Origin of the sequence: Aquisalimonas sp. APHAB1-3 (genome assembly GCF_048323695.1) — a bacterium.
GTDB lineage: Bacteria > Pseudomonadota > Gammaproteobacteria > Nitrococcales > Aquisalimonadaceae > Aquisalimonas.
This window is the reverse complement of the sequence record NZ_JBLWFT010000013.1, coordinates 23,415-38,984: the sequence shown is the minus strand read 5'-3', so window position 1 is coordinate 38,984 and position 15,570 is coordinate 23,415. Positions and strand designations below refer to the sequence as shown.

At 66.9% G+C, this 15,570-nt stretch carries 13 protein-coding genes; 9 read left to right on the top strand and 4 right to left on the bottom strand.

From position 1 onward, the window contains the following. The 4 genes from ACNSTU_RS15175 to ACNSTU_RS15160 form a co-directional block, all read right to left on the bottom strand. Positions 1-2,361, bottom strand: a complete 2,361-nt coding sequence (locus ACNSTU_RS15175) for a DNA topoisomerase I (RefSeq protein WP_290634307.1) — start codon at positions 2,359-2,361, stop codon at positions 1-3. A 109-nt stretch (positions 2,362-2,470) separates the two neighbouring features. After that, a complete protein-coding gene (locus ACNSTU_RS15170; RefSeq protein WP_290634305.1) occupies positions 2,471-2,947 on the bottom strand; it encodes a DUF494 family protein in 477 nt (158 codons plus the stop codon). Continuing rightward, on the bottom strand, positions 2,947-4,062 hold the full coding sequence (gene dprA, locus ACNSTU_RS15165) for a DNA-processing protein DprA (RefSeq protein ID WP_290636859.1): 1,116 nt from the start codon (positions 4,060-4,062) through the stop codon (positions 2,947-2,949). Before dprA ends, ACNSTU_RS15170 begins: the two co-directional genes overlap by 1 nt. A gap of 5 nt (positions 4,063-4,067) precedes the next feature. Further along, entirely contained in the window at positions 4,068-5,093 is a 1,026-nt protein-coding gene (locus ACNSTU_RS15160) for a LysM peptidoglycan-binding domain-containing protein (RefSeq protein WP_290634301.1), read from the bottom strand. Positions 5,094-5,225: 132 nt separating this feature from the next. Between ACNSTU_RS15160 and def the strand changes: the two genes are divergently transcribed. From def to ACNSTU_RS15115, 9 genes are all read left to right on the top strand, one after another. Next, positions 5,226-5,729: a peptide deformylase gene (def, locus tag ACNSTU_RS15155; RefSeq protein ID WP_290634299.1), complete on the top strand. Its 504-nt coding sequence runs from the start codon at positions 5,226-5,228 to the stop codon at positions 5,727-5,729. A 99-nt stretch (positions 5,730-5,828) separates the two neighbouring features. After that, positions 5,829-6,770: a methionyl-tRNA formyltransferase gene (gene fmt / locus ACNSTU_RS15150; protein ID WP_290634297.1), complete on the top strand. Its 942-nt coding sequence runs from the start codon at positions 5,829-5,831 to the stop codon at positions 6,768-6,770. Continuing rightward, positions 6,770-8,092: a 16S rRNA (cytosine(967)-C(5))-methyltransferase RsmB gene (gene rsmB / locus ACNSTU_RS15145; RefSeq protein WP_290636857.1), complete on the top strand. Its 1,323-nt coding sequence runs from the start codon at positions 6,770-6,772 to the stop codon at positions 8,090-8,092. The genes fmt and rsmB overlap by 1 nt, the downstream gene beginning before the upstream one ends. Further along, entirely contained in the window at positions 8,089-8,676 is a 588-nt protein-coding gene (locus tag ACNSTU_RS15140) for a DUF4390 domain-containing protein (RefSeq protein WP_290636856.1), read from the top strand. Before rsmB ends, ACNSTU_RS15140 begins: the two co-directional genes overlap by 4 nt. Next, positions 8,658-10,868, top strand: coding sequence for a sensor histidine kinase (locus ACNSTU_RS15135; protein WP_290634290.1), 2,211 nt, complete (start codon positions 8,658-8,660; stop codon positions 10,866-10,868). The genes ACNSTU_RS15140 and ACNSTU_RS15135 overlap by 19 nt, the downstream gene beginning before the upstream one ends. Next, positions 10,865-12,223: a sigma-54-dependent transcriptional regulator gene (locus ACNSTU_RS15130; protein ID WP_418212567.1), complete on the top strand. Its 1,359-nt coding sequence runs from the start codon at positions 10,865-10,867 to the stop codon at positions 12,221-12,223. The genes ACNSTU_RS15135 and ACNSTU_RS15130 overlap by 4 nt, the downstream gene beginning before the upstream one ends. A gap of 90 nt (positions 12,224-12,313) precedes the next feature. After that, a complete protein-coding gene (trkA, locus tag ACNSTU_RS15125) occupies positions 12,314-13,690 on the top strand; it encodes a Trk system potassium transporter TrkA (protein ID WP_418212566.1) in 1,377 nt (458 codons plus the stop codon). A gap of 9 nt (positions 13,691-13,699) precedes the next feature. Further along, the gene (locus ACNSTU_RS15120) at positions 13,700-15,151 is read left to right on the top strand and encodes a TrkH family potassium uptake protein (protein WP_418212565.1); all 1,452 of its coding nucleotides are present in this window, start codon (positions 13,700-13,702) and stop codon (positions 15,149-15,151) included. An 84-nt stretch (positions 15,152-15,235) separates the two neighbouring features. Further along, positions 15,236-15,553: a tetratricopeptide repeat protein gene (locus ACNSTU_RS15115; protein ID WP_290636854.1), complete on the top strand. Its 318-nt coding sequence runs from the start codon at positions 15,236-15,238 to the stop codon at positions 15,551-15,553. Positions 15,554-15,570 lie beyond the last annotated feature (17 nt).

Below are 15,570 nucleotides of genomic sequence, written 5' to 3'. Positions count from 1 at the left end.
TCAGCTGCTCTTCGAGGTGCGTTTCCTGGTCGTGCCCTTGGCGTTGGCACTCTTGCTGGTGGTGCCGCCCTTACGGCGCCCCTTGCGTTCCGGCGCCTTGGCGATCAACTCCTGACAGGCCGCCAGATCGAGGCTCTCGGGCTCCACGTCCTTGGGGATCTTGGCGTTCTTCTTGCCATCGGTGACGTACGGCCCGTACCGCCCCTTGAGCACGCGGATACCACCCTCGAACTCGTTGATGATGCGGTTGGCGTCTTCCTTTTTCTTCTCGGCGACCACTTCCTTCGCCCGCTCCGGGGTGATGGTGTAGGGATCGTCTTCTTTCAGCGAGACGAACTTGCTGCCGTACTTCACGTACGGCCCGAAGCGGCCGATGCTGGCCTGCAGCGGCTCACCCTCGTCGGTCTCGCCGAGGTCCCGCGGCAACTGGAACAGCGTCAGGGCCTCATCCAGGGTGATGTCGTCCATACGCTGCCCCGGACGCAGCCCGGCAAAGCGGGGCTTCTCGTCGTCGTCCTTGGTACCGAGCTGCACGAACGGACCGAAGCGGCCGACACGGACCTGCACCGGCTTGCCCGTCTTGGGGTCGGTGCCGAGCTCCCGCGCCTGCACCACCTCCTCTCTGGAGATGTCCTTCTTTTCCTCGACGCGGGCCTTGAAGGGCTCCCAGAAGTCCCGCAGCAGCGGCACCCAGTCCTTCTGGCCGAGGGATATCTCGTCGAGCTCGTCCTCCAGCCGCGCCGTGAAGTCGTAGTCCACGTACTGGGTAAAATGATCCGTCAGGAACTTGTTCACCACGCGGCCGATGGCCGTGGGGTGGAAGCGCTTGTTGTCCAGCTCCACATACTCGCGGCTCACCAGCGTGGAGATGATGTTGGCGTACGTGGAAGGACGGCCGATGCCGTACTCCTCCAGCGTACGCACCAGGCTGGCTTCGCTGTAGCGCGGCGGTGGCTCGGTGAAGTGCTGCTCCGGGCGGATCGCGACCAGATCGACCACGTCACCCTCTTTCATATCGGGCAGGATGCGGTCCTTGCTGTCACCGGGCCCCTTGGCATCATCCGTTCCTTCCTGATACACGGCCATGAAGCCGGGATCGGCCACGGTGGAGCCGTTGGCGCGGAACATGTTGCCTTCGCCACACTCCAGATCGATCGCCACGGTATTGATTGTGGCGTGCTTCATCTGCGACGCCATGGCCCGTTTCCAGATCAGCTCATAGAGCCGCCTCTGGTCGTCGCTGAGCTGCCCCTTGAGATCGTCCGGGTGCCGCGCCGCGGAAGTGGGACGTACGGCCTCATGGGCCTCCTGCGCGTTCTTGGCCTTGGTCTTGTAGACCTGCGGGCTGTCCGGCACCTTGTCGGCGCCGAAACGCTCCTGGATCACGCTCCGCATCTCCTGCACCGCTTCCTGGGCCAGCGCGACGGAGTCGGTACGCATATAGGTGATCAGGCCCACGGCGCCACCGCCGGTGTCGATCCCCTCATAGAGCTGCTGCGCCACACGCATGGTGCGCTGCGCGCCAAAACCGAGCTTGCGTGACGCCTCCTGCTGCAGGGTCGAGGTGGTGAAGGGCGCCGCCGGATTCCGCCGGCGCTGTTTGCGATCAATCTTTCTGACCGGCAGACCGTCCTGCCCGGCGGCATTCAGTGCCTTTTCCACCTCGGTGGCGCGGGTTTCGTTGTTGATCGTGAACTGCTCAAGCTTCTCGCCCTCGAAGTGGGTCAGGCGCGCCTGAAACGGCTGCTCTTCCTTCTTCAGGTCGGACTCGACGGTCCAGTACTCCTGGGGCTCGAACGCCTCGATCTCTTCCTCGCGCTCGCAGATCATCCGCAACGCCGGCGACTGCACGCGCCCGGCCGACAAACCGCGGTGAATCTTGCGCCACAGCAGCGGCGAAAGGTTGAACCCCACGAGATAATCAAGCGCACGGCGCGCCTGCTGGGCGTTGACCAGATCCATGGACAGGTCGCGGGAGTGTTCGATGGCGTCCTGGATCGCCCGCTTGGTGATCTCGTGGAACACCACCCGGCGCACGGTCTTGTCCTTGAGCAACCCCTTCTCACGCAGGAGTTCATAGAGATGCCAGGAGATGGCCTCGCCCTCGCGGTCCGGGTCAGTGGCCAGAAACAGGGAGTCGGCGTTCTTCAGCCCCTTGGCAATGGCATCCACATGCTTCTTGTTACGGTCGATGACCGCGTAACGCATGGCAAAGTCATTGGCCGGATCCACGGCCCCTTCCTTGGGCACGAGGTCCCGCACATGGCCGTAGGAGGCCATGACCTGGTACTCCTTGCCGAGATACTTCTCGATGGTTTTCGCTTTCGCCGGCGATTCGACGATGACCAGATGCTTGCTCATGGCAAAATAAAACCCCGCAGGGCAGGGCACTCGTTCCGGAGTGGGTTGTGGGCGATTGCCAGCCGGACCGGCCGGTGCCATGCACCGGCCGCGGCGCAAATCCCCCGGCCTAGTGGATCAGGTGCATGGGGTTGTCAAACAGATAGTTCTCCATCCACGCGTAGGCCTCTTCCTGGCCCGGCTGGTTGAACAGCACCATCAGCGTCACCCATTTGACCTGGTCCAGATCGACGTCCTCGTCATCCAGCGCCATGGCCCGGTCAATGATGACTTCACGACTCACCGGCGTCAGCACGCCAATCTGCTCGAGGAAGAGGATGAATCCGCGGCATTCCTGATCCAGCTTGGCGCTTTCGCGATCCGTGAAAAGCCGGATCGAGCGGCTTCCACTGAGGGCCGTTGCGCCGACGAGATCACGCGAGTCCGCGAGATCCTCGAGCCAGGCGAACGCGCGACGCACCTCGCCGGGGTGAAACCCGGCCTCGAACAGCTCACCTTCGAGGGAGTCCCGATCTGGTTGCGGTTCGTCGTCGTAGAAGTAGTTCTCGAACAGATACATCAAGACGTCGAACACGTTTTCCTTCATCAATCTCTTCCCGCCCGGACATAGCGACCGCCGGGCATTGCCGTTACACGACCGGACAATTCCAGTATCAGAAGAATGGAGGAAACCACATCGGGCGTCAATCCGGTGCGTTGCAACACGGTGTCCAGGGGAACCGGGTCGTAACCCACCGCCTCGAGCACCTTTTCGTGCTCGGGATCAAGGGCTGCAGCCCCCGTTTCGTCAGCGTCCGCAGCGCCGGTGTCGACGGGCTCCGGCGGACGGAGCAGAGCCGGCAGTTCCTCGAGGATTTCGTCCGCCTGCTCGATCAATTTTGCCGCACCGTCACGAATCAGCCGATGGCATCCCCGGGCCAGAGGGTTATGAATAGACCCCGGTATGGCAAATACCTCCCGCCCCTGCTCCAGAGCGTAGCGGGCGGTGATCAACGAGCCGGAGCGCGGACTGGCCTCCACCACGAGCGTGCCCACCGATAGCCCACTGATGATGCGGTTGCGGCGCGGGAAATGGCCGGCCCGCGCCGGTGTGCCACAGGGAAACTCACTGACCAGGGCGCCACCGGCGGCCACCGCATGGGCAAGTTTCCGGTGGCGCGACGGGTACACGCGGTCCGGGCCGGTGGCCACGACGGCCACGGTGAAGCCGCCACCATCCAGTGCGCCCTGGTGCGCCGCGGCGTCGACCCCGAGTGCGAGGCCGCTGGTGATGGTCAGTCCGCGTCCGGCCAGGTGGGCACTGAAGGCGGAGGCCGTGTCCAGCCCGCCCGGGGTGGCGTTCCGGCTGCCCACCACCGCAAGCTGCGGCACGCAGAGCACATCCGGATCGCCGGTGACGAACAGGCACACCGGCGGATCGGGGATTTCACGCAGCAGCGGCGGGTAGCGCGGATCCAGCAGGGGAATCAGGTGGTGGCCCGGGTCGGACTCGAGCCAGGCCAGATCCCTGGCGATCCCGGCCTCGTCGGGTGCGGCGACATCCCGGGCCACGGCCCGCGTGGCGCCGGCCGCACGCAGCGCCTCGGCGCCGGCGTCGACCACGGCGCGGGGGCTCCCGTAGCGAGCAAGCAGCGATTCGGCCACGCCGGCCCCCATCGCGGGGGCCCGGGCCAGGGCGAGCCAGGCCTCTGTCTCGGTCATGGTGGTCAGGGCTTGCGCACGATATCCATGGTGTTCATGGCGCGCTCGGCGCGCATGACCAGGCCGAAGCTCAGCCCGTCGAACACCCGGAACACGATCAGTTCACCGGCCCGCTCCTCCGGCAGGGTCACGGTCTCGCCGGCAATATCGTCCCGGATCTCGCGCCCGGCTTGGAACACGCCCAGCACGTGCCCCTCTTCCAGCCCGTGCTCCTCCCCGCGATTGAGCACCACCACGTCGAACTGGCCGATCTGGGTCACGCCATCCATGACATCAATGATGTAGCCCGCCACATCGCTCTCCGGTGCGCGGGGCTGGAACTCGGTACGGATGGGGTCCGCCGGCGTCTCCACCAGACGGTCACCGGGCAGAATCTCGCGATTGCTCGACGCCACCCGCGCTGTGCCCGGATCGCCGTGACTGACAACGCGGGCGTCGCCCACGTAGGTGGCCTCGAAGCCGAGCACGTCGTCCGTCTCCGGGTCCACGTACGGTTCGCCCTTACGAACGATGGTAAAGGCCTCCTGCCGGTCGTCGGGCAGGCGGCGCACGTAGATGGAATCGCCACGGGAAGCCATGACGCGTTCGTCTTCACCCGCAATGATGTAGGCGGCCGAATCGAGCACGTCCTCATCCAGCACACGGCTGCGGTTCAGGAAAGGCCGGATGGCTTCCATGGGGATGGTGCTGATCGCCGGCTCGAGCTGCTCCTCGCGCGTCTCCGGGGAGAGGCGCACCGTGCGCTCACCGCGCTCCACCGTCAGGCGCGGCTCACCGTCGATGTAGACCAGCACGATCACATCTCCCGGAAAGATCAGGTGGGGGTTGTCGATCTCCGGGTTGACGTGCCAGATCTCCGGCCAGAGCCAGGCATCCTCCAGGAAGCGCTCGGAAATGTCCCAGAGGGTATCGCCGCTCTGCACCGTGTAGCGCTCGGGGTGATCGTCCCGGAAGGTGTCGTCGGCAACCACCGGTGGCGCGGCGGCAAGCCACAGCCCGCATATCACAGCGATGAGCATCCTGATGCGCATTGAAGAATTCCTTGTACGATTGCTGACGGGCGGCGACAGGCCCACGACATGCGGTTATTTCGGATTGCCTGCGGTTCCCTTATGATTCTAGACTTTACGCTAACCTGAACGTGTGCGCTGCGCAACGAAACCATGCCCAAACTCGATATCCTTCAGTATCCCGACCCGCGGCTGCGGACCGTCGCCGAGCCCGTCGATGCCGTGGACGACCGCATCCGTCGGCTCGCCGACGACATGCTCGAAACCATGTACGACGCCCCCGGCATCGGTCTGGCGGCGACGCAGGTGGACGTGCACGAGCGCGTGGTGGTCATTGACGTCTCCGACGAACGCGACGAGCCGCTGGTGCTGGTCAACCCCGAGATCCTCGAGACGCGGGGGGCGGAGCGGGGCCAGGAAGGCTGCCTATCCATCCCCGGCTACCAGGACATGGTGGAGCGCGCCGAGTGGGTCCGCGTCCGCGCCCTGGACGGCAACGGCGATACGCAGGAGTTCGAGGCGGACGGCCTGCTCGCCGTGTGCATCCAGCACGAGGTCGATCACCTCAACGGCAAACTGTTCCTGGACCACCTCTCCGAACTCAAGCGCAAGCGCGCGCACCGGAAGCTGACCAAGCAGGCACGGATGTCGGCGTGATCAACCGGCGGGGCGCGAGCCTGCGCCACCGCGCCTCATTTCAACGACCACCTGATTCACCGTCGACAGCCGGTGTACAGCTGACCGTGAGCCCGCTCCATGAGTGACAAGGCCCGAATCGCGTTTGCCGGAACCCCGGACTTCGCCGTACCGCCGCTGCGGGTGCTCCTGGCATCCGGGCACGACGTGGTCGGGGTGTGGACGCAGCCCGACCGCCCGGCGGGCCGCGGCCGTAAACCGCGCCCCTCGCCGGTCAAGGCCGTTGCGCTGGAGCACGGTGTGCCGGTCCATCAGCCTCAGTCCCTACGCGGCGAAGCGGATCGTGCGGAACTCGCCGCCGCACGGCCGGATCTCCTGGTCGTCGTGGCCTACGGCCTGCTGCTGCCGCACCCGGTGCTCGACCTGCCGCGCGCGGGCTGCGTCAACCTGCACGCATCGCTCCTGCCGCGCTGGCGGGGGGCGGCGCCGATCCAGCGTGCGCTGCTCGCCGGCGACGACGAAACCGGGGTCTGCCTGATGCGGATGGAGGCGGGCCTGGACACCGGCCCGGTCTACGATTGCGTACGAACCGCGATCACCGCGAACGACACCGGTGGGTCCCTCCACGACAGGCTGGCGGAGCTCGGTGCAGGCCTGCTCAGGGACACCCTCGACCCTCTGCTCGACGGCAGGCTGACCCCAGCATCCCAGCCCGACGAAGGCGTCACCTACGCCCGCAAGCTGGAGAAGGCGGAGGCGCGCATTGACTGGCAGTTGTCCGCAAGCGCCGTGGCGCGGCAGGTTGCTGCGTTCAACCCCTGGCCGGTGGCCGAGACCGACTGGGGTGGAGAGCGGCTCCGAATCTGGCGTGCGGTCGCGCAGCCCTCGGCAAGCGACGCGCCACCGGGCACCGTCGTCGCGGCCGGTCGCGAGGGCATCGACGTCGCCTGCGGTGAGGGCTGTCTGCGTCTGCTGGAACTGCAGGCGCCGGGCGCACGCCCCATGCCCGTTGCCAGTTTCATGAACGGCCGCGACGTCGCGGCCGGGGCGCGGTTCCACTGATGGCGGGGCAACAAGCCAGGAACCGGCCCATTGGCGCACGCCTGGCTGCCGCCCGAGCGGTGCAGCAGGTCACCGAGGGCCGCTCCCTCGGCGACGCCCTGACACCGGTGCTGGCCCGTGTCGCCGCCGGGGAGCGGGGGCTCGCCCAGGAGCTGGCCTACGGCTCGCTGCGCTGGTACCCGCGATTGCAATGGGTACTGGAGCAGTTGCTGGAGCGGCCCCTGCGTCGGCGTGACCGGGACGTGCACGCCCTGCTCGTGGTAGGCGTCTACCAGTGCCTGGATACCCGCATCCCGGAGCACGCCGCCGTGTCGGAGACCGTGGCAGCCGCGCGCACCCTGGGGCGGCGCTGGGCGGGCGGGCTCGTCAACGCGGTGCTGCGCCGCTGCCTGCGTGAACGGGAGGCGCTGAAGGCCGGCTGGCAGAGCGAGGACACGGCCCGTTACGCACATCCCCGCTGGCTGCTCGACGCCTATCGCGACGCCTGGCCGCACGACTGGCAGGCACTGGCCGACGCCAACAACCAGCGCCCGCCCATGACGCTCCGGGTCAACCGCCGGCACACGACCCGGGCTGCATATCACCAGGCGCTCCGGGACAGCGGCCTCGCCGCCGAGCCACACCCCCTGGCCGACGACGCCCTGGTGCTCGACGAGCCCGTGGCCGTGGAGCGACTCCCGGCGTTCGACCGCGGCCACGTTGCCGTGCAGGACGCCGCCGGCCAGCAGGCTGCGGCTCTCCTTGACCCGCAGCCGGGCGACCGCGTCCTCGACCTGTGTGCCGCCCCGGGCGGCAAGACCTGCCATCTGCTCGAGCGCCAGCCGGACGTGGCGGAGCTGGTCGCCGTGGAGCTGGAGGCCGCGCGGCTGACCCGCATTCGGGAGAACCTGGAGCGCCTGGGGCACGCCGCCACGGTACTGGAGGGCGACGGCACGACCCCGAACGCCTGGTGGGACGGAACGCCGTTCCAGCGCATTCTCCTGGATGCGCCCTGCTCCGCCAGCGGCGTCGTACGGCGCCACCCCGACATCAAGCTGCTGCGCCAGTCCGGTGACCTGCCCCGTCTGCAGGCGCTGCAGCGCCGGCTCCTGGCCGCGGCCTGGCCCCTGCTTGCACCGGGAGGTATGCTGGTGTATGCCACCTGCTCTGTCTTGCCGACGGAAAACGAAGCGGTCGTGCAGCCTTTCGTCGCATCTCGCGGCGACGCGGTGGCGAGGCCCATCAATGCTTCCTGGGGACGGGCGACGGAGCACGGCCGACAGATACTCAGTGGCGAATCCGGGATGGATGGCTTCTATTACGCGTGCCTCGTGAAGCAATGAACAGACCGCCGCCCCACGCCAGAAGCTACGCCAACCGCCTGTCCGCGGCGCTGCTGATGGCGATGCTCATGTGGCTGCCGGCGGCGGCACACTCGGCGGGGTTCTCGCTTGCCGGCTCGGATCTGCGCAACGACGATACCCATACCTACCTCAATGCACGTTTCGACGTCGCGCTCAGCCGCGAAGCGGAAGAGGCTCTGCAGAGTGGAGTTCCCCTGCAGCTCGAGCTCCAGATCCGGGTGACGCAACCGCGTCGCTGGTGGTGGGACGCTGAGCTTGCGGAGTTCAGCGTGCGCACGGAGCTGCTCTATCACGCCCTGAGCCGCCGCTACGTGGTCCTGAATCACGAAACCGGGGAGCGCCGCACGTTCTTCCGCCGCGATGCCGCGCTCAACGCCTGGGCCAGTGTTGCCAGCCGCAAAGTCATCGCCCACGAACAACTGGACAGCGGCGAGCGTTACGTACTCCATCTGCGCGCCCGCCTGGACACTGACCGCCTGCCCCATCCCCTGCGTACGGTGGCACTGGTCTCCCCCGAGTGGCGTCTGGTCAGCGAGTGGTACACATGGCCTCTGCCTGGATGAAGCGCCCACGGGCGGACACACTGCTGCGCATCGTGCTTTGCCTGCTGCTGCTGGGCTCGCTGTACCTGCTCAGCATGGCCACCCAGCACTCCGAGCTGTTCGGGCGGCTGCACCCCTGGCTGCTGCTGATCAACAGCATCTCGCTCGCGGCGCTGGTGGTACTGATCGCCTACAACCTCTGGCGGTTGGTGGTTCAGCGGCGCAGCGGTCAGGCCGGCAGCCGGCTGACCGTCCGTCTCGTGACCATGTTCGTGATCCTCGCGGTGGTCCCCGTCTCGGTGGTGTACTACTTCTCCATTCAGTTTCTCGACCGGGGTATCGACTCCTGGTTCGATGAACGCACGGAACAGCAGGCGCTGGAAGAGGCGCTGCGGCTGTCACAGGCCTCCTTCGACATGCGCAAGCGTGAGCTCCTGCAGCGCACGGAGCGCTCGGCCCGAGAGCTGGCCGACGTCCCGGACGGGCTGGTGCCGCTGGTCCTGGAGCGGATGCGCGGGCAGGTGGGCGCGGAGGAGGTCACGGTGATGCGCTCCAGCGGCAGGGTCATCGCCACCAGTTCACGCGCCCCCGATTCCGCGATTCTTCCGCACCTGCCCGAGGACGACGTCCTGCTCCAGGTGCGCATCGGCCGCCCCTACGTGGGGCTGGACCCCATCGGCGACGACGGTCTGCACATCCGCGTACTGGTGTCCGCCCCGGGTGCGCAGGGCGCGCCGAACCAGCGCATCCTGCAGATGCTCTACCCGGTCTCGCCGCGGGTGAGCGACCTGGCGGACCGCGTGGAAGCCGCCTACTCCCGCTACCAGGAGGTCAGCTACCTGAGCCGGCCTCTCAAGGAGACCTTCACCATCACGCTCTCGCTGGTGCTGCTGCTGAGCCTCCTGTTCGCCGTGTGGTCGGCATTCTACGCTGCACGCCGCCTGGTGGAGCCGGTGCGGTCACTGGCCGAAGGCACCGCGGCGATGGCCGCCGGCGACTACGGGCGGCAGCTGCCGCCCACCGGCAATGACGAGCTCGGCTTTCTGGTGCGCTCATTCAACGACATGAGCCGGCGGGTCGCCCAGGCGCGGGAAGATGCCAAGGGCAGTCAGGCCCAGGTGGAGAACCAGCGCGCTTACCTGGAAACCGTCCTCGCACGCCTTTCCTCCGGTGTACTGGCCCTGGACGGGGCCGGCAACATCCGCACCTGGAACCGCGCCGCAGACCAGATCTTCGGTCTGTCCCTGCGGTCGTACAGCGGCAAGCCACTGGTGATGATCACGGAGCAGGCGCCGCACCTGGAGGCGTTCGCAGCCCTCGTCGCCCGGCGTATGCAGGGACAGGAGGCGGAATGGCGCGAAGAGCTCAACCTGTTCGGCCCGCAGGGCCGGCAAATCCTCACCTGCAGCGGCGCAACGCTGCCGGGGGGCGGCCAGGGCAGCGGCGGCCACGTGATCGTGTTCGACGATGTCACCGCCCTGATTCAAGCCCAGCGGGATGCCGCCTGGGGCGAAGTGGCCCGGCGCCTGGCCCACGAGATCAAGAACCCGCTCACCCCCATCCAGCTCGCCGCCGAGCGGTTGCGGCACAAGCTGGAGTCGAAGCTGGAAGGTCGTGATGCCGAGGTGCTCGAACGCTCCACGGGCACCATCATCCAGCAGGTGGACGCCATGAAATCCATGGTCAACGCATTCAACGAATACGCGCGCCCACCGCGGCTGGAGCTGACCCTGTCGGACATCAACCGGATCGTGCGGGAAGTAGCCGAGCTTTACCGCACGGGCCCTGACGGACCCCACCTCGAGCTGGACCTGGACGCCAGTCTGCCCGGCATTCTCGTGGATGCCGGGCGCATCCGTCAGCTCCTGCACAACCTCATCAAGAACGCCACCGAGGCCACCCCCGCCGGGGAGCGGTGCCACCTCAAACTGGCCACCCGGCACCGGGGCGAGCCCGGTTTCACCGGCATCGAACTGCAGGTCCGGGACCACGGGCCCGGCTTCAGCGACGAGATCATGGAACATCTGTTCGAGCCGTATGTCACCACCAAGGCCAAGGGCACCGGGCTCGGCATGCCCATTGTCAAGAAGATCGTAGAGGAGCATAACGGCAGTATTACGGCAGAGAACGTCGCGGACGGCGCCTGCGTCACCGTGCGCCTGCCCATGCCGGAACTGATTCCGGTGGCACAGTCCGCCAGGGGGAACGAATGAACGCATCAAGCATACTGGTCGTCGACGACGAGCCCGATATCCGGAGCCTGGTCCAGGAAATCCTCGAGGACGAGGACTACGACGTGCAGGCCGCAGCCGATGCCGCGGAAGCGCGCCAGGCGCTGCGCAACCGCCGGCCGGACCTGGTCCTGCTGGACATCTGGATGCCCGACACGGATGGCATCAGCCTGCTCAAGGAGTGGGCCGAGAGCGGGGGCCTGCCCTGTCCGGTGGTAATGATGTCTGGCCACGGCAGCGTGGAATCGGCGGTGGAGGCCACGCGGCTCGGGGCGTACGACTTCGTGGAGAAGCCCCTGTCGCTGGCCAAGCTGCTGCTGGTGGTCGAACGCGCCCTCGAGGCGGACCGCCTGGAGCGCGAGAACCGCGGATTACGCGCCAACAGCGAGGGTGTCGACGAGCCGGTGGGCCAGAGCGGCCTGATGCAGGATCTGCGCGCCCAGGCCCGCCGCATCGCCGGACACAACACCTGGGTGTTGATCACGGGCGAGGCGGGCAGCGGCAAACGCAACTTCGCCCGTTACCTGCACCAGAACAGCCCGCGCAGTATGCGCCCGTTCGTGGAAGTGGCCGCCGGCTCCCTCACCGGCGGCAGCGCCGCAGCGGAACTGTTCGGCAGTGAGCAGGACGGGCGCGTCAGTTACGGACGGCTGGAGCAGGCCAACCACGGCACCCTGTTCATCGACGAGGTGGCGGACCTGGACATGGGTGCTCAGGTGCGGCTGCTGAGCGCCCTGACCGGCCAGAAGTTCCACCGCGTGGGCGGCGCGGACCCGGTGGCAGTGGACGTCCGCGTGCTGGCGGCAACGCGGACGGACCTGGAAGCCGAAGTGCGCGCGGGCAACTTCCGCGAAGACCTCTACTACCACCTCAACGTCGTGCCCCTGCGCATCCCCGCCCTGCGCGAACACCCCGAGGATATCCCGGAGCTGCTCGATTTCTACCTGGAGCGCTTCGTCACCCGCGAGAAACTGCCGCGCCGGCGCTTCTCCGATGCCGCACTCAGCCGGTTGCGCGGGCACCCGTGGCCCGGCAACGTGCGAGAGCTGAAGAACCTGGTGCAGCGCCTGCTCATCCTCGGCGAGGGCGAGGAGATCGGCGTGGACGAAGTGGATGGCGCCATGGGCAGCGGCGCGGGCTCGCCGGTCGAGGCCCGTGCCATGCCGTTCGACCAGCCGCTGCGTGAGGCGCGCGAGGACTTCGAGCGTATGTACCTGCGGCACCAACTACGCGAGGCCGGAGGCAGTGTCGGTGAGCTCGCCAAGCTGGCCGGCATGGAACGCACACACCTCTACCGCAAGCTGAAAGCGCTGGGTATCGACCCCCACGATTTCTGAGCCGGTGCGGTATTCCGCGCGCGTAACGGTTCAAATTTGCGGCACGGTGGCTTACCGTGTCGCAACCGTTGTTCCGGGCAGACCGCATTCATGAAAATCATCATTCTCGGTGCCGGCCAGGTGGGAAGCTCTCTGGCACAGAACCTTGCCAGCGAGGCGAACGACGTCACGCTGGTGGACACCGACGGACAACGTCTGCAGGACCTGCAGGACCGGCTCGACCTGCGCACGGTCGTGGGCAATGCCACCCACCCGCCGGTCCTCATGCGCGCAGGCGCCGACGACGCCGACCTGATGATTGCGGTCACCAACAGCGACGAGGCGAACATGATCGTTTGCCAGGTGGGCTACACGCTGTTCCATACGCCCACCCGCATTGCCCGCGTGCGCGCCCCGGAGTACCTGGCCTATCCTCAATTGTTCTCCCCGGATGCCCTGCCGGTGGACGTACTCATCAGCCCGGAGCAGCTGGTCACCCAGTACGTGAAACGGCTCATTGAACACCCGGGCGCCCTGCAGGTGCTGGATTTCGCCGGCGGCAAGGTGCGCATGGTCGGTGTCCGGGCCTACTACGGCGGGCCACTGGTGGGTCAGGCCCTGCGCACGCTGCGCGAGCACATGCCCAACGTGCAGACCCGGGTGGCGGCGCTGTTCCGGCGCGGTCAGGCGATCATCCCCGAGGGGGATACGGTGATCGAGGCCGGCGACGAGGTGTTCTTCGTCGCCGCACGCAAGAACATTCGCGCCGTCATGAGCGAACTGCGCAAGCTCGACAAGCCGGTCAAGCGCATCATGCTGGCCGGCGGCGGCAACATCGGCAAACGCCTCGCCCAGGCACTGGAATCCCGCTACCAGGTCAAGATTATCGAGCGCGGCGGCGAGCGCGCGCGGGCGATTTCCGAGGAGCTCAACCGCACCATCGTGCTCATGGGCGACGCCGCCGACGAGGAGCTGCTGCTGGAGGAGAACATCGAGAATACCGATGTCTTCTGCGCACTGACCAACGATGACGAGGCCAACATCCTTTCCGGCATGCTGGCGAAGCGGCGCGGCGCGCGTATGGTGATGTCGCTGATCAACCGGCCCGCCTATGTGGATCTGGTGCAGGGCAGCGAGGACATCGACATCGCCATCTCACCGCAACAGGCGACCATCGGCACGCTGCTGGCCCACGTGCGCCGCGGCGACGTGGTCATGGTGCACAGCCTGCGGCGCGGCGCCGCCGAAGCGATCGAGGCCGTGGCGCACGGCGATTCCAAATCTTCCAAGGTGGTCGGGCGTCGCATAGAGAACATCCCGCTGCCCGCCGGCACCACCATCGGCTGTCTGGTGCGTGGCGACGAGGTGATCATGGGCCACCATGACACCGTCATCGAACCCGAAGACCACGTCATTCTGTTCCTGGTGGACAAGCGCCGCATCACCGAGGTCGAGCGCCTGTTCCAGGTCGGCGTGACATTCATCTAGGGCGGCACGATGCATTGGTCGGCGGTTGAGCGGATTCTCGGGCTGTTGCTGATGCTCTTCAGCCTTACCATGCTGCCGCCCGCCGTGGTCGCGCTGATCTACGGCGACCCGGGGCTGGTGCCGTTCCTGGTCTCCAGCCTGGTGATCCTGCTCGTGGGTGCGCTGGCCTGGCTGCCGGTGCGCAACGCGCGGCATGACCTCCGCACCCGGGACGGCTTTCTGATCGTGGTGCTGTTCTGGACGGTTCTGGGCGTCACCGGCGGGCTGCCGCTGTTTCTCTCGCAGAACCCGGACATTCCCTGGACCGACGCCGTGTTCGAGAGCCTCTCCGGGCTCACCACCACGGGCTCGACGGTGCTCACCGGCATCGACGACCTACCGCACTCGATCCGCTTCTACCGCCAGCAGCTGCAGTGGCTCGGCGGCATGGGCATCATCGTGCTGGCGGTTGCCATTCTGCCGATGCTCGGCGTCGGCGGCATGCAGCTCTACCGTGCGGAGACGCCGGGGCCGGTGAAGGACGCCAAACTCACCCCGCGCATCGCGGGCACCGCCAAGGCGCTGTGGTACATCTACCTGGGCCTCACCATCGCCTGCGCCACGGCATACTGGCTGGCGGGCATGACGCCGTTCGACGCCATCGGACACGCCTTCTCCACCGTTGCCATTGGCGGGTACTCCACGTACGACGCCAGCATCGGCCATTTCGACAGCCCGTTGATCTCGATGATCTGCGTGGTGTTCATGCTGATCGCCGGCATCAATTTCGCCATGCACTTCGCCGCCTGGCGCGGGCGCACGCTGCGCCACTATCTGCAGGACACGGAGACGTGCTGGTTCCTGGGGATTCTCGCCACCCTGAGCACGGTCACGCTGGTCACGCTCACGGCCACCAGCTACCTGGGCGGCTGGGGCGACACGTGGCATCACGCCATCTTCCAGGCGGTATCCATCGCCAGCACGGCCGGGTTCACGACCACCGAGTTCTCGACCTGGCCTGTGTTCCTGCCGGTCATGCTGCTGATGGCTGCGTTCGTTGGCGGTTGCGCCATGTCCACGGGGGGCGGAATCAAGGTGGTGCGGTTCGTCCTTCTGCTCAAGCAGGGCCACCGCGAGATCATCCGACTGATCCACCCGCAGGCGCAGGTGCTGGTCAAGATGGGGCGCCGCGCCGTGGACGAGCGGGTGATCAACGCGGTCTGGGGGTTCTTCGCCGCGTACATCGCCCTGTTCGCCCTGATGATGCTGGCGCTCATGGGCACCGGTCTGGATCAGGTGACCGCCTTTTCCGCCGTCGCGGCCACCATGACCAACCTGGGCCCGGGGCTCGGCCAGGTGTCCGATCACTTCGGGGAGATCAACGCGGTGGCGAAGTGGGTGCTCATGTTCGCCATGCTGCTGGGGCGGCTCGAGGTCTTCACCCTGCTGGTGCTGTTCACACCGGCGTTCTGGCGTCGCTGATCAATTGCCCGCCCATCTTGAAATCCTCTCCGCATGGCCGCATCCCTGACTCACCTCATCAGCGACGCAGGGCAGGGATATCCCATGCTTGACCGACTGGAGAAACTGCTGGAGTCCGGGCAGGACTCACCCATGCTGCGACTGTCTCTTGGACAGGGCTATCTCAAGGAAGGGCGCCACGAAGAAGCGGTCGACCACCTGCGCCAGGCCCTGAAGCTGCAGCAGGACTACTCGGCGGCCTGGAAGGCGCTGGGGCAGGCGCTTGCCGCCGCCGGCGACCCGGATGGCGCCCGGGCGGTCTACGACGACGGCATCCGCATTGCGCGGGACAAGGGCGATCTGCAGGCGGCCAAGGAGATGGAGGTCTTCCGCAAGCGCCTGGACAAACAATCTCCCGGCTAGTGTCAGCTGCCCGGTTG

Excerpts from the sequence above, each read along its gene's own strand:
- trkA (WP_418212566.1), top strand. The coding sequence starts at position 12,314 with ATGAAAATCATCATTCTCGGTGCCGGCCAGGTGGGAAGCTCTCTGGCA.
- ACNSTU_RS15140 (WP_290636856.1), top strand. The coding sequence starts at position 8,089 with ATGAACAGACCGCCGCCCCACGCCAGAAGCTACGCCAACCGCCTGTCC.
- ACNSTU_RS15135 (WP_290634290.1), top strand. The coding sequence starts at position 8,658 with ATGGCCTCTGCCTGGATGAAGCGCCCACGGGCGGACACACTGCTGCGC.
- ACNSTU_RS15175 (WP_290634307.1), bottom strand. The coding sequence starts at position 2,361 with ATGAGCAAGCATCTGGTCATCGTCGAATCGCCGGCGAAAGCGAAAACC.
- ACNSTU_RS15120 (WP_418212565.1), top strand. The coding sequence starts at position 13,700 with ATGCATTGGTCGGCGGTTGAGCGGATTCTCGGGCTGTTGCTGATGCTC.
- rsmB (WP_290636857.1), top strand. The coding sequence starts at position 6,770 with ATGGCGGGGCAACAAGCCAGGAACCGGCCCATTGGCGCACGCCTGGCT.
- fmt (WP_290634297.1), top strand. The coding sequence starts at position 5,829 with ATGAGTGACAAGGCCCGAATCGCGTTTGCCGGAACCCCGGACTTCGCC.
- def (WP_290634299.1), top strand. The coding sequence starts at position 5,226 with ATGCCCAAACTCGATATCCTTCAGTATCCCGACCCGCGGCTGCGGACC.
- ACNSTU_RS15115 (WP_290636854.1), top strand. The coding sequence starts at position 15,236 with ATGCTTGACCGACTGGAGAAACTGCTGGAGTCCGGGCAGGACTCACCC.
- dprA (WP_290636859.1), bottom strand. The coding sequence starts at position 4,062 with ATGACCGAGACAGAGGCCTGGCTCGCCCTGGCCCGGGCCCCCGCGATG.
- ACNSTU_RS15160 (WP_290634301.1), bottom strand. The coding sequence starts at position 5,093 with ATGCGCATCAGGATGCTCATCGCTGTGATATGCGGGCTGTGGCTTGCC.
- ACNSTU_RS15130 (WP_418212567.1), top strand. The coding sequence starts at position 10,865 with ATGAACGCATCAAGCATACTGGTCGTCGACGACGAGCCCGATATCCGG.
- ACNSTU_RS15170 (WP_290634305.1), bottom strand. The coding sequence starts at position 2,947 with ATGAAGGAAAACGTGTTCGACGTCTTGATGTATCTGTTCGAGAACTAC.